A 25913-nucleotide genomic window follows, 5' to 3' on the forward strand; every position below is an offset into this window, starting at 1 on the left:
ACGCTGTATCATCGCCCTCACGCCTGGATAGCGGAAACGATCATTTGTGCCCACAACAGTCAGGAAAACTAAACCCCATGGCCACGTCACTGCCCCTTCTCGCGCTGCGTACCTTTGTCGAAGTAGGGCAACGAGGCAGCATCAAGGCGGCTGCTCAAGCGCTGAGTGTCACTTCAGGCGCTGTCAGCCAGCAGATTCGTCTGCTGGAAGAACGGGTCGGCATGGCGCTGTTCACACGGGAGCGAAGCGGGTTGCGCCTGACAGAAGCCGGGGCCAGCGTTCACCCTGCGTTACTCCAGGCCATTGAAAACATGCAGCAGGCGTTGCAGTCGCTGGAGGGCATCAAGTCCCGGCAGACCTTGACCGTCAGTACAGTCGCGACGTTTGCAGCTTCCTGGCTGGTACCGCGCCTTGGCCGTTTCAACCTGCGCCACCCACACATTGAAGTCAGGGTCGAAGCGACGTCCGCCGTGGTCGACATGCGCCGGGACCGCGTCGATGTGGCACTGCGCCATGGGCTTGGGATCTACCCCGGTTTGCAGGTCACCCGTCTGATGGCGCCCGTGATGGTGCCGGTGGCCAGCCCTGCCCTGATGGCCACCAGCCCGAAAATCACAGACCCCGTGGACTGTCTTGAATTTGCGCTGTTGCACGACTCTGACCGGGCAGACTGGTCCCTCTGGCTCACGGCCCACGATGTCGCCAAAGACCCGCGCGCCGAACGCGGCACTGCGTTCGAGGATGATTTCCTGCTGATCCGCGCCGCCGAGGCCGGTCAAGGGCTGGCCTTGGTGCCCCGGGAATACGCGCTGGAAGAAATCAACGCCGGCCGTCTCGTTCAAGTCCTGGACAAACCCTGGCCTGCGCGCTTTGCCTACTACGTGGTGACCCGCCAGGACGCCATGCACAGAGAAGAGGTCAAGGCGTTCGTGGACTGGATCATGGAAGAAGCTCAGGACGTGGTTTAGCGAGCCTTGGCAGATCGCCGTGGGCGCTGAACCAGAGAGTCAGTCAGCACGACAGCCGCCATGCAAACGCAGGTAGTCAAGGCAACTTATTTATCGACCCAGACTTTTCAGGGTCGATTGCCACGGGCAACACCTCCTGCTCTAGAGGATCGTTTGTCGCCCCCCCTCGCGCGAACCATGGTTTAGAAAAACTAACCCCATGATGGATAAAACATCGTTTTAAATTCTGCGCGCCAACGGCTAGGGTGCCCCTTCACCTTTTGACTGCCCCGTCGTTCTCCAAAGGCCCCGCCATGAACGCCCCTGACCTGACGCTCTACACCGACAGTTCGCCCAACGGCTTCAAGATCACCATTGCCCTGGAAGAGCTGGACCTGCCCTATAGCCTTCACCACGTTCATATCGAGCAGGGCGAACACCGCCAGCCGGAGTTTCTAAAGCTCAACCCCCATGGGCGCATCCCGGTACTGGTTGACCACGCGACGGGCATCACTCTGTTCGAGTCTGCCGCCATCCTGCTCTACCTGGCCGAAAAGACAGCACGGCTATTGCCTGTAGAACCCTCAGAGCGTTGGGCGGCCATTACCTGGCTCATGTTTCATACTTCAAGCATGGGCCCCATCCTGGGCCAGCGCGTGCATTTCGAACTGTTTGATCAACCTGCGAACCCCACCGCCATCGCCCGCATGCGACAACTGACGGAATCGACGTTCGCGACACTCGATCAACATCTGTCCAACCAGCTATGGCTGGCGGGTGCGCAATACTCGATTGCCGATATCGCGACCTTCGGTTGGATGCATATCGCCCGCATCATCGACTTTGACTTCAGCCGGTTTCGCCACTTGAGCGCATGGTACGAGCGAATTGCCCTGCGCCCGGCCGTGCAACGAGGCATTGCGCTTCCCCAGCCCGCGACGGGCGCCTGACACTACACACCAAGGAACCGGTAATGAACCAGATTGCGATACCCCCGGCCCAGGCTTTGACCTGCGGCGCGGATGCGACGGCTTTTGCTCATCACCCCGGCTACCGCCGGATGTTTGAGCAGGATCAACTGACCCTGGGCATTTTCTTGCCCCTGCGGTTCTACGAAGGCGATATGTCGGTCCTGGCCGGCCAGGCTGATCTGGTCAGTGAACTCGACCGGCTGGGCTTCGCCGCCACGTGGGTACGCGATGTGCCTTTGTACGACCCTTCTTTTGGCGACGCGGGCCAGGTGTTCGACCCCTTCACCTACCTCGCCTACCTCGCCGCACGCACCAAGCAGATTGCGCTGGTGACGGGCAGTGCGATCTTCACCTTGCGTCACCCCATCGACCTGGCCAAGGCCGCGGCCACCCTCGACCAGCTGTCTGGCGGGCGCCTGGTGATGGGTATCGCCTCCGGTGACCGACCGATAGAATTTCCGGCCTACGGTCTCGAACATGGCGAACGCGGGGAGCGTTTTGCCCACTCGGTGGATTACTTCCGGCAATTGCTGCAGGCAAGACCCACAGCGATCCAGTCGGCACTGGGCAGTCTGAGCGACGCTCAGTTGCTGCCAAAACCGGTGACCGGCCGCATACCGTTGATCGTGACAGGGCGCTCGCAACAAAGCATGCAGTGGCTGGGTACTCAAGCTGATGGCTGGCTGACCTATCCTGATTCCACCCAGGACCGCAGGGGCCCACAACGCCTGGCGGAAAGAATTCGCACCTGGCGTTCGAGCATTCCAGGGGGTGGGTTCCGCCCGCACATGACCAACGAATGGATCGATCTGGCAGAGGACCCCAACTTTCCGCGCACTCCTCTGCGCGGCGGTTATGTGCTCAAGACTGGACGCAATGGGCTCATTGATCTGCTGGGGGAATGGCGCGAAGCGGGAGTCAACCACGCGGCCTTGGGGATTCAGATGGCACAGCGCCCGGCAGCCGACATTATTCAGGAACTGGCGCAGGACGTACTGCCACTATTCCCCTCGCGCACAGGTCCTGCGCCCTACCCTCAGCACTGGTAAGTCACCATGCCCTTTGCAGAACCTCGCTTGCTCAGGGGCTATCTCGATAGCCATCTGGGCAGGATCAACCTGTTGATCGACCCCGATGGGGCCCTAAAAAGACTGGACTTCAGCCTCCCTGGCCTCGTCGATGCCCGACCTGAATACCGCGACGTCCCCTTGGATCAGGAGGCAACTGCTGACATTCGCCAGCAATTGAGCGAGTACCTCAAGGGTATCCGCCGGGAATTTGATGTCGTTCTGGCACCTACCGGCAGTGCGTTTCTCAAGGAGGCCTGGGCGCTGCTCAGGGGCATACCTTACGCCACCACAACCACCTACGGCGAGTTGGCCAAGGCAATGACCAAACCCTCGTCGGCACGGGCAATCGGCATGGCCAACGCGGTTAATCCCATCTCCATCATAGTGCCCTGCCACCGGGTCATCGCCGCCACGGGCCAGCTCACCGGCTACAGCGGTGGGCTGGACAAAAAACGCGGCTTGCTGATGCTTGAGGCCAGGTTTGCGGGCGCGGATGCCTATGACCTGCAGCCCTAGCTACCCCACTGCGATCCTTAACCCTGCGCCATAAATTGTGGCGCAGTGCTGTCGGCCACTAACACTTTGACCAGGGCTGCACCGTCCATGGGCTTGTGGAACAGATAGCCCTGCGCAGAATCAATACCCAACTGCGTAAGGTGTTTTCTCTGCTTATCGGTCTCGACGCCTTCGGCAACGATCTCCAGATTCAAAGAACTGGCCAGCGAAACGATAGATTCAATAATCCGGCTTTCCTTGAAACCTGACGACCGCGCTACAAACCCGGCATCCAGTTTGATCTGATGGAACGGTAATTGAGCCAGACGGGTAATGGACGAAAATCCGCTTCCGAAGTCATCCAGCGACAAGCTGACGCCGCTTCTGATCAGGGTTGTAATATTTTCGATGCTCGCCATATCAAGGGGCAGCGTCTGTTTTTCGGTTATTTCCAGGGTAATAAAACGTACGGGAAGCCCTGCCTTGCGGACTTTCTTTATCAAGTGTTGGGCAAAGCCCTCAATCAGTAATTGCGACGCTTCGATATTGTACGAAAACACCAGCGACTCACCGATGGAATACAAATACTTATGCAGTTTTAAACCTTGCTCCAACAAGCACTCAAACAGTTGATCATGAAGTTGATCCTGCTCAACTACATCCAAAAACAACGAAGGCAACAACAGGCCTTTTTCCGGATGTTGCCAGCGGGCCAATACTTCAACACCGAGCATTCTGTTGGTTTTCAAGCATATTTTTGGCTGGAAATAGGGAACCATATGTTGTGCCTCCAGCGCCTGTACCACCGCACTCCCGCCCAGATCGCCGGTGCTTTCAGACGGGACATGCACCGGGCGCATGTGGCTTGAGCGAGAGTGATCATTGACGCATCTTTTCACGGTTGCCACCTTGAGGAGCAAGCTGTTGAACGGTGCCTGCTCCAGGCTGGCGCTATAACCACCGGCGTTATATTTGCGCGCCTTGGCAAGAAAACTGGAGATGCCCCATCTGACGCCGGGTTCGAGCTCATCGCTCTTGAGGATTGAAAAAAAGCCACTGGTTTCACAGAGCATTCTGAAAAATGAAATTTCATCATGTGAACCGAAAGAGTCACAAATCACCAGATCAACCGTTAATGTCGACAGGTCCAGTGAATGCTGTTCACCCGCGCCGGATATAACATGAGTATGGTTTACTCCCGTCATTCTTAAGCGTTCAAGAATATGTTTGACTCTGGCGCCAATAGAGCAAAACACAATTACATCAAGAGAACGCATACATCCGGACCTCGGGTTAAAAATCATGGTGGGACACCCTAGCAAATAAGCGACCAGGAATTTTCTTGCAAGAATGCTGAATTTTCTTGAACTGACCTGCATCGGTAGCGAACGCGTTAGCACCCGACTTCTTTCCCACCCCAACAGAGTGCGACCTTGCGTACCTGAACTACCCATGTATGCAGCCCTGATATTTCACCCTACCTCGCAAGAGCACCGTGTAGCTGCTGCGCGTACCCAGCGGATGGCGGCTGACTCGAAAGCGGTCCGCCAGACAAAACCGCCAACAGGGTTGTTGACTGGCAAAAGATCTAAACATTTAATTGATAATTCAACATTTCGTTGATATTTTTGACGCCTACGACAAATCACTTGAAGGCGTCCATGAAGCTTTCTGAAGCATTACCAGCCGAGCGAAAGCTGATTCTTGACGTGCTTCACAGCACCCTGAAAATGCTCAGCAATGCGGTTGGTCATCACATTGAAATCGTGTTGCATGACTTGACGAGCCCGGAGCGATCCATCCTTGCCATCGCCAATGGCCATGTCACTGGGCGCAAAGTGGGCGGCTCAGTGCTGGGCGGTCCAAGCCAGGACTTAGGGGTCACGGCTGTCAGGCGTGCGATGGAAAATCGCTCAAGCGCTGAGCCCGTAGTGGTGGAAAATTACCCGACACTCGCGCCTGATGGCCGCCCGCTACGCAGTTCCACCGTGGTGTATCGCGATAGCAGCGGGCAGCCTTTCGCCAGTCTGTGTATCAATGCGGATTTGAGCGGGGTTGCTGCCGCACACACCATTCTCGGAGGGCTTCTGGGGCTGGAGCGCGCGCCCAGGTCACTCGTTGATGAACCGAGAGATATGGAGCAATTGATGGCGCAAATCATCCAGGGAGCATGCCCCGGCGGGGTCGTAGGGATGAGAAAACCTCAAAAACTTGAAGCTGTACGGCAAATGCAGGATCGCGGGATTTTCATCGTCAAAGGCGGTATTGAAAAAGCTGCTTCCGCGCTCGGCGTGACCCGATACACCATCTACAACTATCTGGAACAGATCCGGGTTTCAGAAAACGCTGACGAGCAGGAATGATCAAAATGCAACTCGATATTTTCCAGGTGGACGCTTTTTCCTCTGAGGTTTTCGGCGGCAACCCGGCTGCGATTTGCCCGCTGCAGGCCTGGTTGCCTGATGCGACGCTGCAACACATCGCAGCAGAGAACAACCTGTCCGAGACTGCGTATGTAGTGCGTAACGGTGAGTTGTTCGAGTTACGCTGGTTTACTCCCACGGTGGAAGTCGACTTGTGTGGTCACGCTACCCTGGCAGCAGCTTGGGTGCTGTTCGAACAGCTTGGTGAAAGCCGCGACATACTGCGTTTTTCCACTCGCAGCGGTGAATTGCGTGTGCGGCGCGAAAACGGCTGCCTGGCGATGGACTTCCCTGCCAAGCAGCCTGAAGCCGTAGCTGTCCCGCCAGGCCTTTTGCAAGCCTTGGGCCTGGATCGGATCGATGCACTTTATCGCACAGATGATTACATCGTGGTGGTGGAGGATGCCGCCATCATCGCTGGCCTCAATCCCGACTTCGTTGCACTGGCCTCGTTCGACGTGCGTGGTGTCGCGGTTACCGCGCCGAGTCGTGACTTCGATTTTGTCTCTCGCTGGTTCGGACCTCGAGTGGGGGTAAATGAAGACCCGGTTACCGGCTCGGCCCACACTTCCCTCGCGCCGTACTGGGCCAAGCGTTTGGGCAAGCGTAGCCTGAGTGCCGAGCAAGGTGGGGCGCGCAAGGGCCAACTGCACTGCGAAGTCCTGGACAATGACCGGGTCATTATCAGCGGCTACGGCTCGCTGTACCTGCGCGGCACCCTCTTCATCTGATATTCAAGAACTGCTTCGGGTTACGGCAATCCATCAATTGCTGTTTTCCAGCCCCTTCAATATGTGTTGCAGGCGTACTTTCAGGCTTTCACTGCCACGCTGCATCGGTGCTCGCAATTCGTCACTGATCAAGCCTTCAATGGCCAGGGCGGATTTCACCGGAGCCGGATTTGGCTCCATGAACAGGCTATGAATCAATGGCACTAGCTGGAAGAAGGTTGCGCGGCCAGCGGCTAGCTGGTTGTCGCGGATCTGTTGATACAGCGCCACGAAGAGCTCGGGATGAACATGTGCCGAGGCAGCAATTGCGCCCGTTGCTCCGAGGCACAATGCACTGAAAATCTGGTTGTCTTCGCCACACAGGACATCAACGTTGCCACTGCCCAGCAATGCCAGCGTGTTGGCCTGGTTGCCACCGCAATCCTTGACCGCAACGACCCGTTCATGGGCAACAACGTTTAGCAAAGTGGCTTGTTCGAAGACCACGCCGGTACGGTAAGGAATGTCATAGACAATGATGGGAACGCTGGAGGCATCGGCGACCGTATTGAAAAAAGCTTCGAGCCCCGCCTGAGATGGGCGGATGTAATACGGTGGCGGAACCAGCAAACCGGCCACAGGGCGCTTGAGAATTTCGCTCTGAAATTGCAGCAGCTCAGTCAAATTGTTGCCCGCCAGGCCCATGACAACCCTCTGCGCCGGCACCAGCTCCAGCACCGCATCAAGCACCGCCAGTTGCTCATGCTTGCTCAGTGCTGCTGCTTCGGCCGTGGTGCCGCACACCACAATGCCGTCGATCCCACCTTCCAGCAGATGACTGACCAGACGCTGCAACCCGACAAAGTCGATAGCACTATTGTGGAATGGTGTAACGAGTGGAACCCAGATGCCTTGAAACGATGACATGTACCTTCTCCTTAGGGTAGACCGATTACGTCACCGTCAGAAGCGCAGAAAGGAGGTAAGCAAGGGAGGGAGTCCGTAGCGCTCATGTCCTGTCAGCCCATCTGACGGGACAGCGCGCCCCGGTCAAATGAGCGACTGTTTCTTCGATTTGGAGGCGCAGCGGGCACGACCTGTCGCTTCAGCATTTAAGCCGACAGCACACATCAACAGGTCAGTGATTAGCAACATCCGAGGTTCGCCTTGAATCAATTGCCTCTTTTTTTAAAGGCTTACAGCCCATATGTCAACCGGAGAAGTATTCCTGGGTTGTGAACGAGCGAGAGTTGGACGATTGAAGATCTCGAAACCCAATCAAGTTTTATGCGCCGATCAGAGCGGGCCTTGACCCGCTCTGATGGAAAACCAAAGAGACTCAGTCGTCTCTATCGTCGCGATCGCGATTGTGGTCATAACGTCGATCATTATTGTCGCGACGATCGTACCTTTGATCATAACCACGACCATCATTCCCCCGGTCGTATCCACGACCGGAATCATAACCCCGGTCACGATCTCGACCATGCCCGCCGCCCTCGTCCCAGATTGGCACGCAGCCTCCCAGCAGAAGAGAACCTGTAAAGGCCAAGATCATTATGGCGGTGCGTTTCATGTGGGTGTCCTGAAAGTAATGGGCATAAATAAGACTGCAAAACCGTTAATTAATTCCGCGCAGAGGTGCGTTTTAGGGGCGTAAAAACTGATGTAAGCCGCTGGTTTCAGTAAGCGATCATCGGCGTCGTTTTAGAGCCAAAATGTTCAACCTGCATGATCAAGTTCTCACTCGAGGCCAGTAGTCCATAAATACAAATCTCCCAATCTATACGCCGATGGACTACAGGCGGATAGGAATCCGGCGATAGACGCTGGTTCGGACAAATCTTCTTACTAAATGGCCGCCGTCAGGTCGGTCCATAAAAACAAGAAGAGGTGTCAGTCATGAGCGAATCTATCGCTGTCAGTGCGGTACGCGTTGCGGTGGTGCAATTTGATCCGCAAACAGGAACTCACAACAGCCAGAACAACCTGCAAAACAGTCTGGATCTGGCTCTGCAAGCGTTCGAGAACGGAGCGAATCTCATTGTGCTGCCGGAGCTGGCCAACACCGGATATGTGTTTAGCAGTCGCCAGGATGCCTTTAACCACGCAGAAACCGTTCCTGACGGCCCAAGTGTTCAGGCCTGGACCCGTTTTGCTCAAGAGCATCAGGTGTATCTGGTTGCAGGCATGGTCGAGCAGGACGATATGCGTTTGTTTGACACGGCTGTATTGCTGGGGCCAGACGGGTTTATCGGCAAATACCGTAAAGCGCATCTATGGAACAAGGAAAAGCTCTGGTTCACCCCCGGCGATCTCGGGTTCCCGGTGTTTGAAACCCCGATCGGGCGAATCGGCCTGCTGATTTGCTGGGACATCTGGTTTCCTGAAGTCCCCCGTCTGTTGTGCCAGCAAGGGGCTGACATCATTTGCAGCCTGAACAACTGGGTATGGACACCACCGCCACTGTTCGACGACTCCGGCAAGTGCATGGCGTCATACCTGACGATGACCGCCGCCCACGTCAACAACGTGTTTATAGCTGCTGCCAATCGCATTGGTGAGGAGCCGGATGCACGTTATCTGGGTTGTTCGCTGATTGCCGGAACCAATGGCTGGCCCATCGGTGAAGTGGCGCCAGCTGACGAGCAAACCATTCTTTATGCCGACATCGATTTGTCGGCTGCTCGCAGCGCACCCGTATGGAACAACTTGAACGACCTGCTCCGTGACCGCCGCACGGATCTGTATGACGAAATGCTCGGCTATGACCATCACCTTCGCTTGCCTCGCTGATCGGGTGGTCACCATGGAATCCCTATCCGAAAGAAAAACCTCAGTGGCTGCGGTCAGACTTCTGATCCTGCTTTTTAGCGCCGTGGCGATTATTGGTGTAGTCACAGCTTGGGTGGCCGTGGACTACAACTCCACAGCCCCAGCTTACTGGCCCGCCTACAGCGACATGATAACCAGCATGCCCTCTGCCCTGGCGTGGTTACGCTGGGTGTTGGGTGACATCAGCGAAGTAGCGTTCTACAAACATGAACTCTCCTCTCTGGGCTTGTTGCTTGGCGGTGCGCTGGGATACTGGGCCAGCCGCTACGCTCAGGCGTGGCAAGGGTTCAGCATCAGCTATGGTACGGGGCTGTGGCCCTGGCTGGTGACCAGTTCTCTGTTGGGCCTGTTGTTGAGCAATGCACTCTGGGGCTGGACCCTGACGGCTGGCACCTGGCAACCCACCTTCGCCGCTTTCGTGTCATTGCCCGCGGCTATGGTGTTGCTCTTTGGAGGTGGCTGGAAAGTCACGATCAATGGGGCAATCCTCGGCGCCCTCCTCGTCACGCCATCCTGTCTGCTGATCGTTAACTTCGTGTGCCTGCCCTTGGGTTTGCCAGCGGTGATAGGCAATGTTCTGGGAATGGCATCGGGCAGCGTGGTGGCCTTTTTGCTGTGCCGGACTTGGCCAATACTGGTGACTGCCAAACACGGGCAAACAGCTACAAACCCGCCGCCAGTGTCAGTAAAAGCACCGAATTATGGGGTGATCTGGACGTTGCGGCGCGTACTGGCTGACTTCTCGGAAGCTCCGTTCTACGGCAACGAATGGGCAAGCCTGGGCATGCTCGCCGGGGTATTACTGGCCTGTGCGTTGAACCCGCTAAGCCCTGCTTATGGTTCTGGCCTGCTGTTACACATGGTCGCGGCGCAAGCATTGACCTCACTGGTGGGCGTCATTGTGTGGCGCCAGCAATGGCAGCAACGCGGTTGGTATCCCACTTATGTGCCACTGGTTTCAGTCGTGCCTGCTGCAGTGCTGACCTACGGCGGCAGCTTTACCGTCATCATCGCCAGTGCAGTGCTGGGCGCCTTGATCGCACCGCCACTGGCCTGTGCCATTGCTCAACGGTTGCCCAACTACCTGCATCCCTTTATTGGCAATGTGTTGTCGATGGCGATCAGTACCTTGCTGATCCTGCCTGTAATCGGAGCTCTGGCCGTTGATTAGTTTTTAGAATGAAAGAATTGGGCACGCTGGTCTGAAAAGACGAACCCTGCCAACTGGTAGTGGTCGGAAAGTCATGGCATCAAAAATGCCACCCGATTTCTGCAATCAGCATTGGAGATTTTGTTATGGCGACCCTGACAATCGAAGGTTGGTGTGAAAACAGTGGCGATCACAAACCTGCTGCAATAGGAGACATTCACTTTAACGTTGATGGCCCACTCCACTTGCGTCTGGAGCAAGCTGAAGAGCGTCTGCAGAAGACCCAGGAGCACGAAGCCATGGTCGATGTCGACATGAGCACCATGGACTTGATCATGCCTGAGGGGTACGGCCCCTTGTCCGACTGCCAGATGCGGGTCTACTTGCACCACGAACGCGGTCAGTTCCATTTGGTCGGGCATCGTGCGAGCGATGGCAACTTGATCTATTCCAATGCGGTCTTGATTGATCAGTTGCTGTAAAAGCAGCCGTATGACCGCATACGTGGGAGCGAGCCTGCTCGCGAAGGCCTCAAGAGCGTCGCGATCAGCCAGTAAATACGCGCTGTCGCGAGCAGGCTCGCTCCCACTGCAATACCGCTCGTTCAAGCACTTGCAACAGCTGTGGCGCTCCTGATATCGCCTTACTTCTGACTCAGGGCAGCTATCGATACGCCGGATGCGACGAAAGTCAGTCCTGCGCCTACATTCAGACCATTAACCAGTCGAGGCCGCGGGCGTAACCACTGGGTCAGGACTGTGGCAAATACGCCCATAAGCGAGAAGCCAATGGCCGTAAGCAATGCGAACCAGGCACCGTACACCAGCATTTGCGTGCTCACCGACCCGCGTAGTGGATCAACGAACTGAGGGATAAATGCCAGTACAAACAACCCCGGCTTCGGGTTGAGCGCCGCCGAGAGAAAACCGGTGAAAAATATACTGGTCAGTGGTTGTTTGGCCGCAGGTTGGAAACTGATAAGGCTACGTGAGCGCAGTACCTTGATGCCAAGCCAGAGCAGATAACCGGCGCCAATCAGCTTGACGATCCAGAACGCCACAACGGACGTTTGCATAAGCAGCGTCAGCCCCAACGAAGCGGTCGCCACATGGAACAGAATACCTGCGCCAGATGCCATTCCTGACACCAGCGCCGCTAGCCTGCCTTGGCTCAGACCGCGGCCTACAGCCAGCAGATTGTCCGGCCCAGGAGCAATCACCAAGAGCAAACAGGCTGCGGAGTAAGCAAGCCAGATATCGATTGGAAACACGCTATTACTCCCGAAGTGTCATTGAGCCATCCATTTTTTAAGCAATATAAATACTGCCTTGCCCACCTGTAAACTGGCTTATGCGCCTATTACGGGGAGTTCCTCCAGGTCGCAACTCTCGTCAGTTTGCAGGCACAGGGCTTCTTGCAGCACCTGCTCCAGGATGGCAAAAAAACATTTTATATGGGCCTGCTTCAATGCCTGAGGCCGGGTCACCAAATAAACTTCCAGGTCCGGAAGTTCAATTTCGTGGAACAATTCGACCAGGTCCTTCGCCAGAAGACGAGGCAATACACCCACCCCCAAACCCCGTTTCACTGATTCGAGCTGCACGGCGAACGAGTTCACGCTCAATTGCGTACGGTCAAGACCGGCGGCCTTTGCGGCACGCATTTGCGGCAACATGTCGAGCGGAGGCAGCAAGGCTACATTGACTGCTGTGGCCACAGTTACCCCTGGAAATCGCCTCAGGTAACCGGCATCAGCGAATACACCGTAGGTGAACCTACCAATGGGTCGATAAATCAACGAGGGTTCGCCCAGATGCATGGTGCGCACCGCTATATCGGCCACACCGCGGACGATTTTCTGAAAGTCGGCGGTGACCAGCAGCTCCACCGAGCAGCGCGGGTGCAGAGCAGTGAAGCGACTCACAGCCTCCAGTACCCCGGAAGTAAACCCCTCCCCGGCACTGACCAGCACACTGCCCGACAGCTCGGTGTGCAAGCCAGTCATGTCAGCCGCGGTTTGACGCCTGAGGCCCGCTTCAGCAGCCATCGCAACGTCCACAAGGGATTGGCCCCGTGAAGTCAACCGGCATCCTTCAACGCCGCGCTCGACCAGTGGCTCGCCCAGTGCTACCTCCAGTTGGGTCAGCCTGCGGGATACCGTAGACGCCGCAATGCCCAGTAACTGCCCGGCCTGAAGAAAGCTGCCACGCCGCGAGACCGCCAGCAGCAGTCGTAGATCGTCCCAATTTGCTTGCAACGCCATGCGTCATATCCTCCCTGGTCTGCATATGTGCAAAACCATTATGCAGTAGTCGCTATTTTTCAGAAGCGCTCTGAACGGTATATCTAGCGAACTTCGAAACCACTGGAATGGATTGTATGACAACCGCCCCCAAGGACTATGTGCAACACGCCGCGTGCAACGTATTCGTGACTGGCGCGACCGGCTTGCTGGGCAATAACCTGGTGCGGGAATTGCTCGCTCGTGGCTATAGCGTCAAAGCCCTGGTCCGCTCCAGAGCCAAGGGTGAACAGCAGTTCAACGACCTGCCGGATGTACAACTGGTCATTGGCGATATGGCCGATGTCGGTGCATTTGCAGCATCACTGCAAGGCTGCGATACGGTGTTTCACACGGCGGCGTTTTTTCGCGATAACTACAAGGGCGGCAGTCACTGGAAGGACCTCGAAAAGATCAATGTCGCCGGTACTCGAGACCTGATTGAGCACGCCTACCGTGCAGGCATACGGAGGTTTGTTCATACATCTTCGATTGCGGTGCTCAACGGCGAACCTGGCTCGTCCATCGATGAGACATGCCTGCGGGCCGAGGCCGACGCCGATGACTACTACCGCAGCAAGATTCTCGCCGACCAGGTGGTGCTGTCGTTCCTCGAAGACCATCCCCAGATGCATGCCTGCATGGTCCTGCCCGGCTGGATGTGGGGGCCTGGCGATATTGGCCCGACGTCCTCGGGACAGTTGGTCAACGATGTGGTGAACGGCAAGTTGCCCGGGCTGGTGCCCGGCAGTTTCTCTGTGGTGGATGCCCGTGATGTGGCAGTAGCGCTGATCGCTGCCGCCAGGCATGGACGCCGAGGCGAGCGCTATCTCGCGGCGGGCCGGCATATGACGATGCGTCAGTTGATACCTGTTCTGGGACGTATTGCAGGGGTCAAGACACCCACACGCCAACTGCCTTTGCCCTTTCTGTACACGCTGGCGGCGGTGCAGGAGATCTATGCGCGCCTGACCGGCAAGCCCATTCTGTTGAGCATGGCAACCCTGCGTTTGATGGTACGAGAGGAGCACCGTACCCATTTCAATCAGCAAAAAAGTGCACAAGAACTTGGCCTGAGTTTCCGGGCGCTGGATCTGACCATCATGGACACCGTGGCCTGGTACCGTGATCACGGCTGGTTTGAAGGCCTCAGGGCGCCTACCTCAAAGAGAAAAGCCTCATCCGTCACCGCCGACAACTAACGGTCAAACACGGGATTATTAGCTAACCCCAAAGCCGATAGTCTGGGGGCTATTGGCAGTTCTGCGTCGACACTTGGATGTATTATCAAAACCGCATTTCTTGTATATCCACTGCACTTGGCACAAGGACGTCAATACACTGTGAACAGGAAAATAATCCTGATGCGACATGGCCAGCCTCAGCTAGGCGAAGTCGGCAAATTGTCAGCACTCGACATGAAAGACTGGATCGAACACTACAACCAGTCGCACATTACCCACCAACCCGTTCCGGAAGCCAGCCTGCAACTCGCGGCAACCGCCACGGTAATCGTCTCGAGCAGCGCCCCCCGCGCGCTGACCTCCGTCCGGGCGCTCGGTTTAGAGCCCACCCTCGTCGACGCAATTTTTTGTGAAGCGCAGTTGCCGTACGGTCGCTGGAAACGGCCACGGCTATCGCCGTTTACCTGGGCATTTATCCTGCGCATTCTATGGTTATGCGGTTACTCACCGGGCGTCGAATCTGCCACCACTACGCGGACCCGTGCCTGCACGGCGGCTCAGCGACTGCAATCCATAGCTGACGAAGGAACGGTTCTGCTACTCGGTCACGGGGTGATGAATCGATTGATCGCCAAACAACTGGAGGCCGATGGATGGTCTCGCGAAAAACGCAGTAGCAGCCGGTACTGGAGTGCGCAGGTGTATCACTACAAAGGTGTTTGAGGGGTATCCACGGGGCGCAGGCATAAGTAACCATCCCCGTCTGCTACAGTCCGCCCCACTGGATCTCAATCACTTTTGTTGAAGAGATCCATAAACCCTGTATTTCAAGCCGGGTGATCTGGCGCCGAAGAAGTTCTGACAATGCCCAAGAAGCAAGCCGTAGTGAGCCCGACAGCAACTGCTGCAGACATCGAAAAATCCATCCAGGCCCTCAACAAGATGGCCGAACGCCTTTGGGGAGAAGGTCGAGAGGCCGAAGCAAAAGCCCTTATCGATGCCCTGGATGCTTTAAATCGGGCGCTGGACCGGATCAGGATTGGCGAAATTGGTCGGACCGCCACACTTCACTGACGAGTGCTATGGTTTGGGGGCGACATCACGCCCAGCCTTTAAGCAATAACGTGGCGCGCACCAACGTTGTCGGATACAGACCTCTAACAAAAATAATCGAGTGTCGTGAGCCGCCATGAACATTCTCTACGATGAACGCGTCGACGGCATTTTGCCTGACGTCGATAAAGCCGTACTGCTGCAAACCTTGCAAGCACGCTTGCCGGATCTTGAAGTCCTGCATCAGCGTGAAGAACTCAAGCCTTACGAGTGCGACGGGCTGTCTGCGTATCGCACTACCCCCTTGCTGGTGGTGTTGCCACGCTATCTCAACGAGGTGCAAGGGGTGCTGCGCATCTGCCATGAGTTGCGTGTGCCGGTCGTTGCGCGCGGGGCCGGTACTGGTTTGTCCGGTGGCGCATTACCACTGGAAAAAGGCGTGTTGCTGGTAATGGCCCGCTTTAACAATATCCTCCACATCGATCCCGCCGCCCGCACTGCACGGGTTCAACCGGGGGTGCGCAACCTGGCGATTTCTCAGGCGGCGGCGCCGTTTGGCCTTTACTACGCGCCCGACCCTTCCTCGCAAATCGCCTGTTCTATCGGCGGCAACGTCGCAGAAAACGCCGGTGGCGTGCATTGCCTGAAATATGGCTTAACCGTACATAACCTGCTCAAGGTCGAAATTTTAACCGTCGATGGCGAACACCTGACGCTGGGGTCCGAAGCCCTGGACTCGCCCGGTTTCGATCTATTGGCGCTGTTTACCGGCTCCGAAGGCATGCTCGGGGTGATCACCGAAGTGACGGTCAAACTGCTGCCCAAACCGCAGACCGCCAAGGTGCTGCTGGCAGCGTTCGATAGTGTCGAGAAAGCAGGCCGGGCCGTGGGTGACATCATCGCCGCAGGTATCATCCCCGGCGGCCTGGAAATGATGGACAACCTGGCCATTCGTGCCGCCGAAGACTTTATCCATGCAGGCTACCCTGTCGACGCCGAGGCCATTTTACTGTGCGAACTCGATGGCGTTGAGGCCGATGTCCACGACGACTGCAACCTTGTGCGCCAGGTGCTGGAACAGGCCGGAGCCACCGAGGTGCGTCAGGCCAGGGACGAGGCTGAACGGGTGCGATTCTGGGCCGGGCGCAAAAATGCCTTCCCTGCCGTGGGCCGCCTCTCGCCGGACTACTACTGCATGGACGGCACCATACCGCGCCGCGAATTGCCGGGGGTTCTGCAGGCCATTGCCGCGTTGTCGGCCGAGTACGAGCTGCGTGTAGCCAACGTGTTCCACGCCGGTGACGGCAATATGCACCCGCTGATTCTGTTCGATGCCAACCAGCCGGGCGAACTCGATCGCGCCGAAGCCCTGGGCGGCAAGATCCTCGAATTGTGCGTCAAGGTCGGTGGCAGCATTACCGGTGAACACGGTGTGGGCCGCGAAAAAATCAACCAGATGTGCGCGCAGTTCAACAGCGATGAACTGACCCTGTTCCATGCCGTCAAGGCTGCCTTCGACCCAAGTGGCCTGCTTAACCCCGGCAAGAATATTCCGACCCTGCATCGTTGCGCCGAGTTTGGCGCCATGCACGTTCACATGGGCCAGTTGCCTTTTCCCGAGCTGGAGCGTTTCTGATGCGCACCGCACACGATATCGATGACAGCGCCGTGCTGCTGGAGCAGGTCAACCAGGCACTGGCGTACGCCACCCCGCTGCGCATCCAGGGTTCCAACAGCAAGCTGTTCCTGGGCCGCACCGTGGCAGGGGAAATACTCGACACCCGCTCCCATCGCGGCATTGTCAGCTATGACCCGACCGAACTGGTAATCACGGCCCGCTGTGGCACCCCTCTGTCCGAGTTGGCGCACGTGCTCGATGCCGCGCAGCAAATGCTGCCCTGCGAGCCGCCAGCCTTCGGGGATGCTACGGTGGGTGGCATGATTGCCTGCGGGCTGTCGGGGCCACGCCGTCCCTGGTCAGGCTCGGTCAGGGACTACGTCCTCGGGACTCGGGTTATTACCGGGCACGGCAAGCATTTGCGATTTGGCGGCGAGGTCATGAAAAACGTCGCCGGTTACGATCTGTCGCGCTTGATGGCAGGCAGTTACGGCTCGCTTGGGGTGGTGACCGAAGTATCCCTCAAGGTCCTGCCCAAGCCACGCCAATGCCTGAGCATCAGCCTGGAAATAGACGCCGATCGTGCCCTGCTGCGTCTTGCCGAGTGGGGCCAGCAACCACTGCCGATCAGCGCTGCCTGTCATGATGGTCAGCGCCTGCACCTGCGACTCGAGGGCGGCGCAGGCTCGGTGGCCGCGGCCCATGAACGCCTGGGAGGCGAGCTGCTGGATTCTTCGTTCTGGACCGATCTCAACGAACACCAATTGGTTTTTTTCGATGAAGACCAGCCCCTTTGGCGCCTGTCCTTGCCCAACAACACACCCGGCCTGGCCTTGCCGGGCCGACAACTGATCGATTGGGGCGGTGCCCAGCGCTGGCTCAAATCGGATGCCGACGCGGCCTTTGTTCGCAATGTCGTTGCTGAGGTCGGCGGGCATGCGACCTGCTACAGCCACGGCCTGGTCGACAGCCCGTTCCAGCCGCTACCCGATGCCCTGATGCGCTACCACCGCACCCTCAAACAACAACTCGATCCACGGGGCATCTTCAACCCCGGGCGCCTGTACGCGGAGCTTTGAGCCATGCAGACCACCTTGAGTAAACAAGCGCGCCAATTGCCCCGCGCCCGAGAGGCCGAAAGTATCCTGCGCAGTTGCGTGCACTGTGGTTTCTGTAACGCCACCTGCCCGACCTACCAGTTGCTCGGTGATGAACTGGATGGGCCGAGGGGGCGTATTTACCTGATCAAGCAGGTGCTCGAAGGCAACCAGGTGACGCAAAAAACCCAACAGCATCTCGACCGCTGCCTGTCGTGTCGCAATTGTGAAACCACCTGCCCTTCCGGCGTCGATTACCACAACTTGCTGGATATCGGCCGGGCGGTGGTCGATGCCCAAGTACCAAGGCCACTCGCACAGCGCCTGCTGCGCGAAGGTTTACGCAGCATCGTGCCCAGAACGGCGCTGTTCAAACGGCTGGTCGGCAGCGCTCAGCTTTTGCGTGCATGGCTACCCGCCCCCTTGCAAGACAAGTTGCCGCGCAACGTGCCCGCAGTGAAACCGAGACCGACCACCCGCCATGCTCGGCAAGTGCTGATGCTCGAAGGCTGCGTACAGCCGAGCCTGTCGCCCAACACCAACGTGGCCGCCGCCAGAGTGCTGGATCGACTGGGGATCAGCGTAACCCCTGCCCGCGAATCCGGTTGCTGCGGTGCCGTGGACTATCATCTGGACGCCCAGGCGGCTGGCCTTGATCGCGCCCGGCGCAATATCGATGCCTGGTGGCCGGGGATTGAGCAGGGAGCCGAGGCCATCGTGCAAACCGCCAGCGGCTGTGGTGCTTTTATCAAAGACTATGGGCACCTGCTCAGCAGCGACCCGGCTTATGCCAGCAAGGCCGCCAGGGTCAGTGCCCTGGCCAGGGATCTGGCTGAAGTGCTGCGCGATGAGCCACTGGAGCAGCTTGGGTTACACAGCGAGCAACGCCTGGCATTCCACTGCCCCTGCACCTTGCAGCACGCGCAAAAACTCGGGGGCGCGGTTGAAGACATCCTGTCCCGCCTGGGATTCAACCTCACTGCCGTGCCCGACAGCCATCTATGCTGCGGCTCGGCGGGTACTTACTCACTGACCCAACCAGAACTGTCCCGACAGCTGCGCGACCATAAACTCAATGCACTGGAAAGCGGCCACCCCGACGTCATTGTCACGGCCAATATCGGCTGTCAGTCCCATCTCGACAGTGCCGGCAGAACCCCGGTCCGGCACTGGATCGAACTGGTCGAAGCCGCACTGCCCTAGCGGACTATTGGGCTGGCGACGCAGACGAAACCTTGGTGCAATGAAGGCCAAAGGATTCGGCAAACCACTCATTCAAGAGCGCCTTTGGGCGGGGGCGTATATCCGTATTGCCTATACGCAGGGCGAAGCCGTCGCGAAATCAGGCACTGTTGTGTGTCAGTTAGAATCAGCACTCAGACCTTACGAGGCTGCGCCACCGAACGCAGCCTCGTTCCTTCGCCAGTTACGACAGATTTCTCGCCGAGCTCTGAACTGACCATTATTCACACGAAACCCGCCAAAGCTGATCCACCCGCGTGGTATAGCTCTGGCTCATCAACTCCCTTTTCATCCCCCAGTCCGGATTGCCCGGCACGCTGGCCGCACGCAGCGTGCCTCGGCCCCAGCGGTCATTGATTGCATCCAGCACCGCCATCACCCTTGAAGCTTCTGCCGGCTGATTGACCGCAAACAGATCATCGGAAAACTCACCCGGTTGGCGCAGATCCAGCAATAGCACCTCGGCCTTGCTGTATCTGAAACCGGGTTGAAATACATGCTCCAGCGCATCCACCGCGGCCTTGGTCAGCAGACGCACATCATCGGTCGGGTATGGCAAGGTCACCACCACACCCTTGGCGTACTTCGCCTCGTCCGGGTTGAACATGCCTGTACGAATGCTGACCCGGATCTTTTTACAGTACGACTTTTGCGCCCTCAGTTTTTCCGAGGCGCGCATCATGTAAGTGGCCACGGCCTCCTTGATCGGAGCCAGTTCGGTCAGGCGCTTGCCGAACATGCGACTGCAGCAGATTTCCTGCTTGGGCGGGTCGGGTTCATCCAGCGCCAGGCAAGAGGTACCCGACAGCTCACGGGCAGTCTTTTCGATAACCAGGCTGAATTTTTTGCGCAGCGACCACGGGTCCGCCTTGGCCAGATCCATTGCGGTGCGGATGCCCATACTCTCCAGGTGAGCGGTCATGCGCCGCCCTACTCCCCAGACCTCTGACACGGCGGTATTTCGCAGCACCCAATCTCGCTCATGGTCGCCACAGAGGTTCACCACTCCGCCCGTATGGGCTTGCAACCGTTTGGCAGTGTGATTGGCCAGCTTGGCCAGGGTCTTGGTATGCGCAATACCGACCCCGACCGGAATCCCGGCACATTGCAGGATTCGGCTGCGCAACGCTCGGCCCATGGCGGTGGCATCAGCGATACCGGTCAGGTCGGCAAAGGATTCGTCGATGCTGTAGACCTCGACCGCAGGCAGCATCGACTCAATCAGGCTCATCACCCGCTCGCTCATGTCACCGTACAAGGCATAGTTGGACGAGAACGCCACAATCCCCAACTGTTCGAGTCGGTGCTTGATCTGAAAATACGGCTCGCCCATCTTCACATGGGGCTTGGCATCATAACTGCGGGCGATCACGCAACCGTCGTTGTTGCTCAGCACCACGATGGGCACCTTGGCCAGGTCAGGCCTGAACACACGCTCGCAACTGGCGTAAAAACTGTTGCAGTCAATCAGCGCGAAAACCGGGTCAGGCTTAGTGGCCATGGCTGCGCACGGTGTAAGTGACCACGCCCCAGACTGAAAACTCATCACCCTCGAGTACATAACGATCCGGATATTTCGGGTTCTCGGATTGCAAGATAACGCTCTTGCCGCGCAAACAAAGGCGCTTGCAGACCGGGTCGTTATTCAGCAGCGCCACCACCACATGGCCGTGCCCCGCCTCAATGGCACGGTCCACCACCGCCAGATCCCCTGAAAAAATTCCGCCCCCCTGCATGCTATCGCCGTCGATCCGTACCAGATACACATGAGGCGCGCGGATACCGAGCAACTCGTCGAGCGAGATTTCCTTCTCAATATGATCCGCCGCCGGTGACGGAAACCCGGCCGGAACCTTGAAGGAACAAAGTGGCAAGCGAACGCCATCTTCAGCAATTGGCCCGAGGGAAGTGAAACTCATGACGCACGCCTTACGTTAACTGTATGAACATACAGTTAACTGCGTAGGATCATTCTGGTCAATTTATCTGTCAGAGATTTCGACGAGAGGAGCGTGTGGGCGGCTTACAGCCTCCAGAACGGGTTTGTCGGGAACTGTGTACTGAAGTCACTGGCCAATCGGGTTTCACTTTCGATTTGACCGTAATTGGCTTCAATGGCGTTACGCCCCGCCCACCAGACACCGCCCGTCGACGGGCGAATGGCGAATGGCTGTGACGGAGTAACAGGCCATATAGATTATGTGCTGCTACTTCGGGGCTGGAGCCGGCATAACGTATGAGCCGTTTGCCCCCCTGACACCTATCATTCCGGCCGGTTTCGTGGCTTGAGGGCCCGCTTGCCCTCAAAAGCATCCCGTCCTGGACTGCGCTAACCGAATATCCATACCTTCTTGTCCCAACTAACAAGAAACCCGACCGATACTAGGTTCGTGATTTCTCAAAACGAACATCACCCTCAGGCAAGTTTTCCACCACTTTCCAACCTAAGTTTCGATAAAAACCGCTGGCGCGGCTGCCTTCAGCGGTTTCCAGCCAGATTGTCCGGTGCTGCTGAAACAGGAAAGCCTCGGCCTTGGCCATCAGGCTGCGACCCAGACCGTGCCCCTCGAATTCAGGCAGAACAAAAGCGGCAAATACGCAGCCATCCTCCGCGTCAGCCATGGAAAACCCCACCGGGACCCCATCGACCTCTGCCACCCAGACGCATGGCGAAGCCAAAATTGCCTGTTGTATGGCTTCGGGGGTGATGCCCATTTCGGCTAGCTGATCGTGGGAGAGATGGTTTTCCCTGACGCTGGTGCGGATATCGAAGATTGCCTTGATATCCGACTGACCGGCGATTCTTATGATCTTATCCATGAGTTCAGGACTCCTTAGCTTCCAGCTTTCGCTTAAGGCGCTTGAGATAGCGGCTGACGATGAGTTTGTGCGCCGGGCCAACCGGCAACATATAGAGGCGACCGAACGTGTTATGGGTTACGACAGATGAGGTAATCGTGAGCACACGATCGGCTATCGAAACACAGGTCATTACATCCAGATGTCGATCACGCTCGGTCAGAACCAGTATCTGCGGGGCACTGTGCTCAACCACAAAGAAGTCCAGATAATCACCGGTCTGGACTGTCTCTTTGCGGGTGCCGGAAAACCCGCCGATCCGTTTAACACCAAATAACGAGGAAATCGCATCTCTGGTTCGAAAAGCCAGTTGCATCAACAGCCCCTGTTCGGCCGTCATCAGGTTCCAGGCTTCCAATGCGGTGATCTGCACAGGCAGCAGAATCGATCTGCTGTCATGGTAATCAAGTTCCGAGAGTTCACGCAGCGTATGCACAGCACGGCTTCCTTTCATTACATACTCCTTTGCCCTGAACTTTCTTGGATAGGCCGGGACTTGGCATAATTTCGGCATTTGATCCGATGCCGCCGGATACCGTGGCCTACGCTAACAGCCTGGACGATATCGTCAACATCAGCGTCGCCTGTAATCGCCACAATACGCCGGTCATCCTGCAGTCAGTTGCCCCGCCCGCCCCCGAACGACCAGTCCTCGGCCTTTGTACTGGTAATAACCACCATCACATCCTCCGGGTCGAGGCCCGGCGCACACTTTAGTTTCTGGGTAAGGTTCTGATAAAAGCGGCGTTTGGTCTCGGTAGAACGTGGGAGACCCGCGGTAATCGCAATCAGCACAAAGTCATGACTGCGCGGCCCGCCAAGGTAGCCGGGATCAAAAATCAGCTCGCCCGGTTCATGCTGGTGAATGACTTGAAATCGATCCTTCAGGGGTACTTCAAAGCTTTCTACCAACGCATCGTGCAAGCCCTGAGAAAGCGCCTGCAAATACTCAACGGACTTGCCCCGGTGCAGTGAAATTCGTGCAAATGGCATCTGTCATTACTCCTTTGCCGTGACAAGGCAGCTTGAATAGAACGCCAAATAGGTGATGACATCATCTGGCGAGATAAAAACTATCAAGTCGCAACCATTGCGAATATCAGATTAAATGAAAGCCATTGTTCCAAAATTATGGATGATAAAATGCGCCGCCCAGTCTTCGACCTTGATGTGTTACGCACTTTCGTAACCGGCGTGGAGCTCAACAGCTTTGCCAAGGCGGCAGACCGCCTGGGCCGCTCGACCTCTGCCGTTAGCGCACAACTAAAGAAACTTGAGGAGCAGATCGGCACGCCAGTACTGGCCAAATCCGGTCGAGGGCTGATGTTGACGGCAATGGGTGAATCCTTGCTGAGCCATGCCCGTCGGCTGCTTGAACTCAACGACAGCATCTTCCAGACCCTGCATGAAAACCAGACGGCAACGACGGTACGCCTCGGGCTGCAGGAGGACTTTGGCGAGCATTTTCTGAGCGATATTTTGCGCCGGTTTGTCACCACCTACCCGACGGTAAATCTCGAAGTCCGGATCGCGCGCAATGCTGAACTACTGACCCTTATGGACAACGGCGGCCTGGACCTGGCTCTGGCTTGGGACACTGGCTACATTTCCCCTTATGCCACGCGGCTGGGTGCAACGCAGATGCACTGGATCGGTTCGCGTGAGATGCCAGCTCGCAACATGCCTGGTGACTCGCCATTGCCACTGATTATGTTCGACGCCCCTTGCGTACTGCGCAGCGCTGCAATCCAGGCGCTGGACGAGGCGAAAATCACCTGGCGCATTGCCCTGACCAGTCCTAGCGTGGCAGGCATCTGGGCAGCCGTCGCGGCTGGGCTGGGAGTGACACTGCGCACCCGCATTGGGCTGCCGGGCCATCTCGCCATCATTCCAGGGTTACCTGCGGTACAGACCCTGGGGTATGTGCTTCACGCGGCAACCGAGCAACCCACGCCTGCAGCCAGGTTACTGGCCACACTGATAAAAGAGAGCCTGCAATCCCCGTAGCCGCTGACGAGATACTTCAAACGTGGGAGCGAGCCTGCTCGCGAAGAACATCCGCGAGCAGGCTCACTCCCGCTGGGGGCCTGACCTGGAACAGAGTAGCTACAGGAAAAACGCAGGGCAGCGATCAAAATCACATCGGGAGGTGAGTGACAATAACCAGTCCTTCGTCTGCACCTGGAGCACGAAAATAGCTGGTGATTAAATCAAACTCGGCATCTGACGCTGCAAAATCATGCTCGGCGAGCTTGTTGCGAATATGCAGCCGCGAACGGCACACGGCGTCATCCACTTCGAGATAGTGCAAACAGTGCGGCACCCGCGCGGCCTCTGCCAGGCTGCGCAGCCATTCGCGATTGGCGAGCGTATTGGCAGGAAAATCCAGAACCACACTGACACCGGACTCAAGCATGTCGATCACAAGGGGACCCACCACACCCCGAATTCGCTGGGCGTAACGTACGTAATCCGCTACCGAGTTGATCTCGCCGGGATAGAGCGATGAGAGCCACTTGTCTTCGCTCAGCACAATGGCGCAGTGTTCGGTTGCGAGTGCTTTGGCGAGGGTTGATTTACCTGATGCGATCTTGCCGCACATGAGGTGCAGTGTCGGTGAGCTCACGGGAACGCCTCCTGAAGTCGGAGCATGGATGATGCCCAGCGCAGGTTCAAGACGCAATTGAAGGTACGTCCACCCTGACAACAGAGTGGACGCCGGGCATGCAGGCTGGGCTGCTAGTTTTTCTTGCCCAGATTGCCCAGTCCGCCGAGCAGGCCGCCAAGCCCACCCAGACCACCTGTAGTGCCTGTTCCAGCAGAAGTGCCGGTGTTTGCCTGAGCGCCTTGCGAACCGGCGTACCCACCCAGACTGCCGAGCAAGCCACCGCTGCCGCCCAGCCCCAGCAAACCGCCCAGCCCACCGGTGTTTGTACCTGTGGCGGACGCCGGGTTCAGATAGCCGCCGGATTTATCCAGCGCACCACCCAACCCGCCAAGTACACCGCCAACGAGATGGGTGACCGGGTTTTTTCCAGTATCCGCCACTTTGCCACCAAGCCCGCCTACCACGCCGCCAACCTGACTCAGCAGTCCATCCACAGGCGCGCCCAACCCGGTGGTTGTACCCACTTTGCCCGTCACGTTTTCGACCAGTGAAATCACGGGCACTACAACCTTGTCATTCACACCGCCGGTCACCTTGCCCAGTTGACCACTGGTAACGTCGGTAGTCAGCGTATTGCCGAGCATGGTCACTGTGGTGCCGACCTTGTACACCAGCCCGCCGGTGGTGTCGGTGACTTTACCCACCAGCCCCCCTACCAGTGGAACCTGGCTGATCGGCGTCTGGTCAACCAGGCCGCTGACACCCGTGCCGAGTGACGATACACCTTTACCAATATCGCTCACCCCGTTGGTGACACCACCCACGGTGATTCCCAGCGAATTCTTGTCAGTACCCAACGACCCCAGGCCATTGGTCACGCCATCGGTAATGGAGGACACGGCATTGCCGGTATTGACCACCAGGCCACCTGCTGCACCAACCACAGGAACGGTGGTCAGCGTAGTGCCCACACTGCTGACCAGCTCACCCACACCGTCCAAGCCGTTACCGACTTCATTGACAACCTGACCTGTAACCAGGGGCGTTTGGCTTGTGACTGGGGTAGTTGGCGAACTGGTCGAGACCGTGCTTCTCGACCCCCCGCCGCCACTATGGCAACCCGCAACGCTGGCGGTCATTACCATCAATACTGCTGTGCTCGTTTTCAACCATCGTTGAGTGCTCATGATCAGCTCCCTTGAACCTGTTATGCCTAAGTTCGAAAGCCCCCTGCTCTGACGTCAGCGGTACATTCCATCCGTTCAGACATGACAACCCCATGAGCCTCAACAAACAATTCACCCCTTGGTATTAACACTCTATATAGCGCTACCAATACTCAACTCAAGCATTAACACTCACGTATTAAA

The 25913-nt window shown here is 57.3% G+C and carries 28 protein-coding genes; 16 read left to right on the top strand and 12 right to left on the bottom strand.

The annotated features are described in order from the left end of the window. The first annotated feature begins 77 nt into the window (after positions 1–77). The 4 genes from U5A05_RS13300 to U5A05_RS13315 all read left to right on the top strand — a co-directional run bounded on the left by U5A05_RS13300 (position 78) and on the right by U5A05_RS13315 (position 3504). A complete protein-coding gene (locus U5A05_RS13300; RefSeq protein ID WP_261738362.1) occupies positions 78–968 on the top strand; it encodes a LysR substrate-binding domain-containing protein in 891 nt (296 codons plus the stop codon). A gap of 293 nt (positions 969–1261) precedes the next feature. Continuing rightward, positions 1262–1897, top strand: coding sequence for a glutathione S-transferase family protein (locus U5A05_RS13305; RefSeq protein ID WP_261738363.1), 636 nt, complete (start codon positions 1262–1264; stop codon positions 1895–1897). A 23-nt stretch (positions 1898–1920) separates the two neighbouring features. After that, positions 1921–2967, top strand: coding sequence for an LLM class oxidoreductase (locus U5A05_RS13310; protein WP_261738364.1), 1047 nt, complete (start codon positions 1921–1923; stop codon positions 2965–2967). A 6-nt stretch (positions 2968–2973) separates the two neighbouring features. Beyond that, complete coding sequence (locus tag U5A05_RS13315; RefSeq protein WP_321833284.1) at positions 2974–3504, top strand: methylated-DNA--[protein]-cysteine S-methyltransferase; 531 nt, start codon at positions 2974–2976, stop codon at positions 3502–3504. A gap of 17 nt (positions 3505–3521) precedes the next feature. On the opposite strand, the gene U5A05_RS13320 is transcribed toward U5A05_RS13315, so the two are convergent. Then, positions 3522–4760 (bottom strand): EAL domain-containing protein, encoded by a 1239-nt coding sequence (locus U5A05_RS13320; protein WP_261738366.1) that lies wholly within the window; start codon positions 4758–4760, stop codon positions 3522–3524. 384 nt (positions 4761–5144) lie between these two features. On the opposite strand from U5A05_RS13320, the gene U5A05_RS13325 reads away from it, so the two are divergent. Further along, positions 5145–5846 carry a helix-turn-helix transcriptional regulator gene (locus U5A05_RS13325; RefSeq protein WP_321833286.1) on the top strand — a complete coding sequence of 234 codons (702 nt, stop codon included), beginning with the start codon at positions 5145–5147 and terminating at the stop codon, positions 5844–5846. Positions 5847–5851: 5 nt separating this feature from the next. After that, positions 5852–6637 (top strand): PhzF family phenazine biosynthesis protein, encoded by a 786-nt coding sequence (locus U5A05_RS13330; protein WP_321833288.1) that lies wholly within the window; start codon positions 5852–5854, stop codon positions 6635–6637. 33 nt (positions 6638–6670) lie between these two features. On the opposite strand, the gene dapA is transcribed toward U5A05_RS13330, so the two are convergent. Both dapA and U5A05_RS13340 read right to left on the bottom strand, forming a co-directional pair. Next, positions 6671–7543 carry a 4-hydroxy-tetrahydrodipicolinate synthase gene (dapA, locus tag U5A05_RS13335; RefSeq protein WP_321833290.1) on the bottom strand — a complete coding sequence of 291 codons (873 nt, stop codon included), beginning with the start codon at positions 7541–7543 and terminating at the stop codon, positions 6671–6673. Positions 7544–7955: 412 nt separating this feature from the next. Continuing rightward, on the bottom strand, positions 7956–8192 hold the full coding sequence (locus tag U5A05_RS13340; RefSeq protein ID WP_261738370.1) for a hypothetical protein: 237 nt from the start codon (positions 8190–8192) through the stop codon (positions 7956–7958). 326 nt (positions 8193–8518) lie between these two features. Between U5A05_RS13340 and U5A05_RS13345 the strand changes: the two genes are divergently transcribed. The 3 genes from U5A05_RS13345 to U5A05_RS13355 all read left to right on the top strand — a co-directional run bounded on the left by U5A05_RS13345 (position 8519) and on the right by U5A05_RS13355 (position 11083). Beyond that, positions 8519–9412 carry a nitrilase family protein gene (locus U5A05_RS13345; protein ID WP_321833291.1) on the top strand — a complete coding sequence of 298 codons (894 nt, stop codon included), beginning with the start codon at positions 8519–8521 and terminating at the stop codon, positions 9410–9412. A 13-nt stretch (positions 9413–9425) separates the two neighbouring features. Further along, a complete protein-coding gene (locus tag U5A05_RS13350) occupies positions 9426–10622 on the top strand; it encodes a hypothetical protein (protein ID WP_321833293.1) in 1197 nt (398 codons plus the stop codon). A 125-nt stretch (positions 10623–10747) separates the two neighbouring features. After that, the gene (locus tag U5A05_RS13355) at positions 10748–11083 is read left to right on the top strand and encodes a hypothetical protein (RefSeq protein ID WP_261738373.1); all 336 of its coding nucleotides are present in this window, start codon (positions 10748–10750) and stop codon (positions 11081–11083) included. A gap of 161 nt (positions 11084–11244) precedes the next feature. On the opposite strand, the gene U5A05_RS13360 is transcribed toward U5A05_RS13355, so the two are convergent. Together U5A05_RS13360 and U5A05_RS13365 are read right to left on the bottom strand one after the other, a co-directional pair. Next, positions 11245–11871 (bottom strand): LysE family translocator, encoded by a 627-nt coding sequence (locus U5A05_RS13360; RefSeq protein WP_261738374.1) that lies wholly within the window; start codon positions 11869–11871, stop codon positions 11245–11247. A gap of 78 nt (positions 11872–11949) precedes the next feature. After that, the gene (locus U5A05_RS13365; RefSeq protein WP_321833295.1) at positions 11950–12864 is read right to left on the bottom strand and encodes a LysR family transcriptional regulator; all 915 of its coding nucleotides are present in this window, start codon (positions 12862–12864) and stop codon (positions 11950–11952) included. A 116-nt stretch (positions 12865–12980) separates the two neighbouring features. On the opposite strand from U5A05_RS13365, the gene U5A05_RS13370 reads away from it, so the two are divergent. From U5A05_RS13370 to glcF, 6 genes are all read left to right on the top strand, one after another. Then, positions 12981–14084, top strand: coding sequence for an SDR family oxidoreductase (locus tag U5A05_RS13370; protein ID WP_261738376.1), 1104 nt, complete (start codon positions 12981–12983; stop codon positions 14082–14084). Between the two features lie 162 nt (positions 14085–14246). Continuing rightward, positions 14247–14789 carry a histidine phosphatase family protein gene (locus U5A05_RS13375; RefSeq protein WP_261738377.1) on the top strand — a complete coding sequence of 181 codons (543 nt, stop codon included), beginning with the start codon at positions 14247–14249 and terminating at the stop codon, positions 14787–14789. 141 nt (positions 14790–14930) lie between these two features. Then, positions 14931–15140 (top strand): hypothetical protein, encoded by a 210-nt coding sequence (locus tag U5A05_RS13380; RefSeq protein ID WP_261738378.1) that lies wholly within the window; start codon positions 14931–14933, stop codon positions 15138–15140. A 115-nt stretch (positions 15141–15255) separates the two neighbouring features. Continuing rightward, a complete protein-coding gene (gene glcD / locus U5A05_RS13385; protein ID WP_261738379.1) occupies positions 15256–16755 on the top strand; it encodes a glycolate oxidase subunit GlcD in 1500 nt (499 codons plus the stop codon). Next, complete coding sequence (gene glcE, locus U5A05_RS13390; RefSeq protein ID WP_321833296.1) at positions 16755–17816, top strand: glycolate oxidase subunit GlcE; 1062 nt, start codon at positions 16755–16757, stop codon at positions 17814–17816. The genes glcD and glcE overlap by 1 nt, the downstream gene beginning before the upstream one ends. 3 nt (positions 17817–17819) lie before the next feature. Beyond that, positions 17820–19037 carry a glycolate oxidase subunit GlcF gene (gene glcF / locus U5A05_RS13395; RefSeq protein ID WP_321833297.1) on the top strand — a complete coding sequence of 406 codons (1218 nt, stop codon included), beginning with the start codon at positions 17820–17822 and terminating at the stop codon, positions 19035–19037. Between the two features lie 259 nt (positions 19038–19296). Here the strand turns inward: glcF and umuC are convergent, their stop codons facing one another. The 5 genes from umuC to U5A05_RS13420 all read right to left on the bottom strand — a co-directional run bounded on the left by umuC (position 19297) and on the right by U5A05_RS13420 (position 22928). Continuing rightward, complete coding sequence (umuC, locus tag U5A05_RS13400; protein WP_261738382.1) at positions 19297–20577, bottom strand: translesion error-prone DNA polymerase V subunit UmuC; 1281 nt, start codon at positions 20575–20577, stop codon at positions 19297–19299. After that, positions 20567–20995, bottom strand: coding sequence for a LexA family protein (locus U5A05_RS13405; protein WP_261738383.1), 429 nt, complete (start codon positions 20993–20995; stop codon positions 20567–20569). The genes umuC and U5A05_RS13405 overlap by 11 nt, the downstream gene beginning before the upstream one ends. Before the next feature lie 463 nt (positions 20996–21458). Beyond that, positions 21459–21896: a GNAT family N-acetyltransferase gene (locus tag U5A05_RS13410; RefSeq protein ID WP_321833302.1), complete on the bottom strand. Its 438-nt coding sequence runs from the start codon at positions 21894–21896 to the stop codon at positions 21459–21461. Between the two features lie 4 nt (positions 21897–21900). Next, positions 21901–22389, bottom strand: a complete 489-nt coding sequence (locus tag U5A05_RS13415; RefSeq protein ID WP_321833304.1) for a DUF2867 domain-containing protein — start codon at positions 22387–22389, stop codon at positions 21901–21903. 164 nt (positions 22390–22553) lie between these two features. Beyond that, positions 22554–22928 (bottom strand): tautomerase family protein, encoded by a 375-nt coding sequence (locus U5A05_RS13420; RefSeq protein ID WP_321833306.1) that lies wholly within the window; start codon positions 22926–22928, stop codon positions 22554–22556. Positions 22929–23078: 150 nt separating this feature from the next. On the opposite strand from U5A05_RS13420, the gene U5A05_RS13425 reads away from it, so the two are divergent. After that, on the top strand, positions 23079–23942 hold the full coding sequence (locus tag U5A05_RS13425; protein WP_321833307.1) for a LysR substrate-binding domain-containing protein: 864 nt from the start codon (positions 23079–23081) through the stop codon (positions 23940–23942). Between the two features lie 130 nt (positions 23943–24072). On the opposite strand, the gene U5A05_RS13430 is transcribed toward U5A05_RS13425, so the two are convergent. Continuing rightward, a complete protein-coding gene (locus U5A05_RS13430) occupies positions 24073–24561 on the bottom strand; it encodes a P-loop nucleotide/nucleoside kinase family protein (protein ID WP_261738388.1) in 489 nt (162 codons plus the stop codon). Positions 24562–24674: 113 nt separating this feature from the next. Then, positions 24675–25730, bottom strand: a complete 1056-nt coding sequence (locus U5A05_RS13435) for a collagen-like triple helix repeat-containing protein (protein ID WP_261738389.1) — start codon at positions 25728–25730, stop codon at positions 24675–24677. Between the last annotated feature and the right edge of the window lie 183 nt (positions 25731–25913).

This window comes from Pseudomonas kulmbachensis, from assembly GCF_963681935.1.
GTDB lineage: Bacteria > Pseudomonadota > Gammaproteobacteria > Pseudomonadales > Pseudomonadaceae > Aquipseudomonas > Aquipseudomonas kulmbachensis.

Bases quoted from the DNA above. Each gene is read 5' to 3' on its own strand.
- U5A05_RS13300 (WP_261738362.1), top strand. From the start codon at position 78: ATGGCCACGTCACTGCCCCTTCTCGCGCTGCGTACCTTTGTCGAAGTA.
- U5A05_RS13305 (WP_261738363.1), top strand. From the start codon at position 1,262: ATGAACGCCCCTGACCTGACGCTCTACACCGACAGTTCGCCCAACGGC.
- U5A05_RS13310 (WP_261738364.1), top strand. From the start codon at position 1,921: ATGAACCAGATTGCGATACCCCCGGCCCAGGCTTTGACCTGCGGCGCG.
- U5A05_RS13315 (WP_321833284.1), top strand. From the start codon at position 2,974: ATGCCCTTTGCAGAACCTCGCTTGCTCAGGGGCTATCTCGATAGCCAT.
- U5A05_RS13320 (WP_261738366.1), bottom strand. From the start codon at position 4,760: ATGCGTTCTCTTGATGTAATTGTGTTTTGCTCTATTGGCGCCAGAGTC.
- U5A05_RS13325 (WP_321833286.1), top strand. From the start codon at position 5,145: ATGAAGCTTTCTGAAGCATTACCAGCCGAGCGAAAGCTGATTCTTGAC.
- U5A05_RS13330 (WP_321833288.1), top strand. From the start codon at position 5,852: ATGCAACTCGATATTTTCCAGGTGGACGCTTTTTCCTCTGAGGTTTTC.
- dapA (WP_321833290.1), bottom strand. From the start codon at position 7,543: ATGTCATCGTTTCAAGGCATCTGGGTTCCACTCGTTACACCATTCCAC.
- U5A05_RS13340 (WP_261738370.1), bottom strand. From the start codon at position 8,192: ATGAAACGCACCGCCATAATGATCTTGGCCTTTACAGGTTCTCTTCTG.
- U5A05_RS13345 (WP_321833291.1), top strand. From the start codon at position 8,519: ATGAGCGAATCTATCGCTGTCAGTGCGGTACGCGTTGCGGTGGTGCAA.
- U5A05_RS13350 (WP_321833293.1), top strand. From the start codon at position 9,426: ATGGAATCCCTATCCGAAAGAAAAACCTCAGTGGCTGCGGTCAGACTT.
- U5A05_RS13355 (WP_261738373.1), top strand. From the start codon at position 10,748: ATGGCGACCCTGACAATCGAAGGTTGGTGTGAAAACAGTGGCGATCAC.
- U5A05_RS13365 (WP_321833295.1), bottom strand. From the start codon at position 12,864: ATGGCGTTGCAAGCAAATTGGGACGATCTACGACTGCTGCTGGCGGTC.
- U5A05_RS13370 (WP_261738376.1), top strand. From the start codon at position 12,981: ATGACAACCGCCCCCAAGGACTATGTGCAACACGCCGCGTGCAACGTA.
- U5A05_RS13375 (WP_261738377.1), top strand. From the start codon at position 14,247: ATGCGACATGGCCAGCCTCAGCTAGGCGAAGTCGGCAAATTGTCAGCA.
- U5A05_RS13380 (WP_261738378.1), top strand. From the start codon at position 14,931: ATGCCCAAGAAGCAAGCCGTAGTGAGCCCGACAGCAACTGCTGCAGAC.
- glcD (WP_261738379.1), top strand. From the start codon at position 15,256: ATGAACATTCTCTACGATGAACGCGTCGACGGCATTTTGCCTGACGTC.
- glcE (WP_321833296.1), top strand. From the start codon at position 16,755: ATGCGCACCGCACACGATATCGATGACAGCGCCGTGCTGCTGGAGCAG.
- glcF (WP_321833297.1), top strand. From the start codon at position 17,820: ATGCAGACCACCTTGAGTAAACAAGCGCGCCAATTGCCCCGCGCCCGA.
- umuC (WP_261738382.1), bottom strand. From the start codon at position 20,577: ATGGCCACTAAGCCTGACCCGGTTTTCGCGCTGATTGACTGCAACAGT.
- U5A05_RS13405 (WP_261738383.1), bottom strand. From the start codon at position 20,995: ATGAGTTTCACTTCCCTCGGGCCAATTGCTGAAGATGGCGTTCGCTTG.
- U5A05_RS13410 (WP_321833302.1), bottom strand. From the start codon at position 21,896: ATGGATAAGATCATAAGAATCGCCGGTCAGTCGGATATCAAGGCAATC.
- U5A05_RS13415 (WP_321833304.1), bottom strand. From the start codon at position 22,389: ATGAAAGGAAGCCGTGCTGTGCATACGCTGCGTGAACTCTCGGAACTT.
- U5A05_RS13420 (WP_321833306.1), bottom strand. From the start codon at position 22,928: ATGCCATTTGCACGAATTTCACTGCACCGGGGCAAGTCCGTTGAGTAT.
- U5A05_RS13425 (WP_321833307.1), top strand. From the start codon at position 23,079: ATGCGCCGCCCAGTCTTCGACCTTGATGTGTTACGCACTTTCGTAACC.
- U5A05_RS13435 (WP_261738389.1), bottom strand. From the start codon at position 25,730: ATGAGCACTCAACGATGGTTGAAAACGAGCACAGCAGTATTGATGGTA.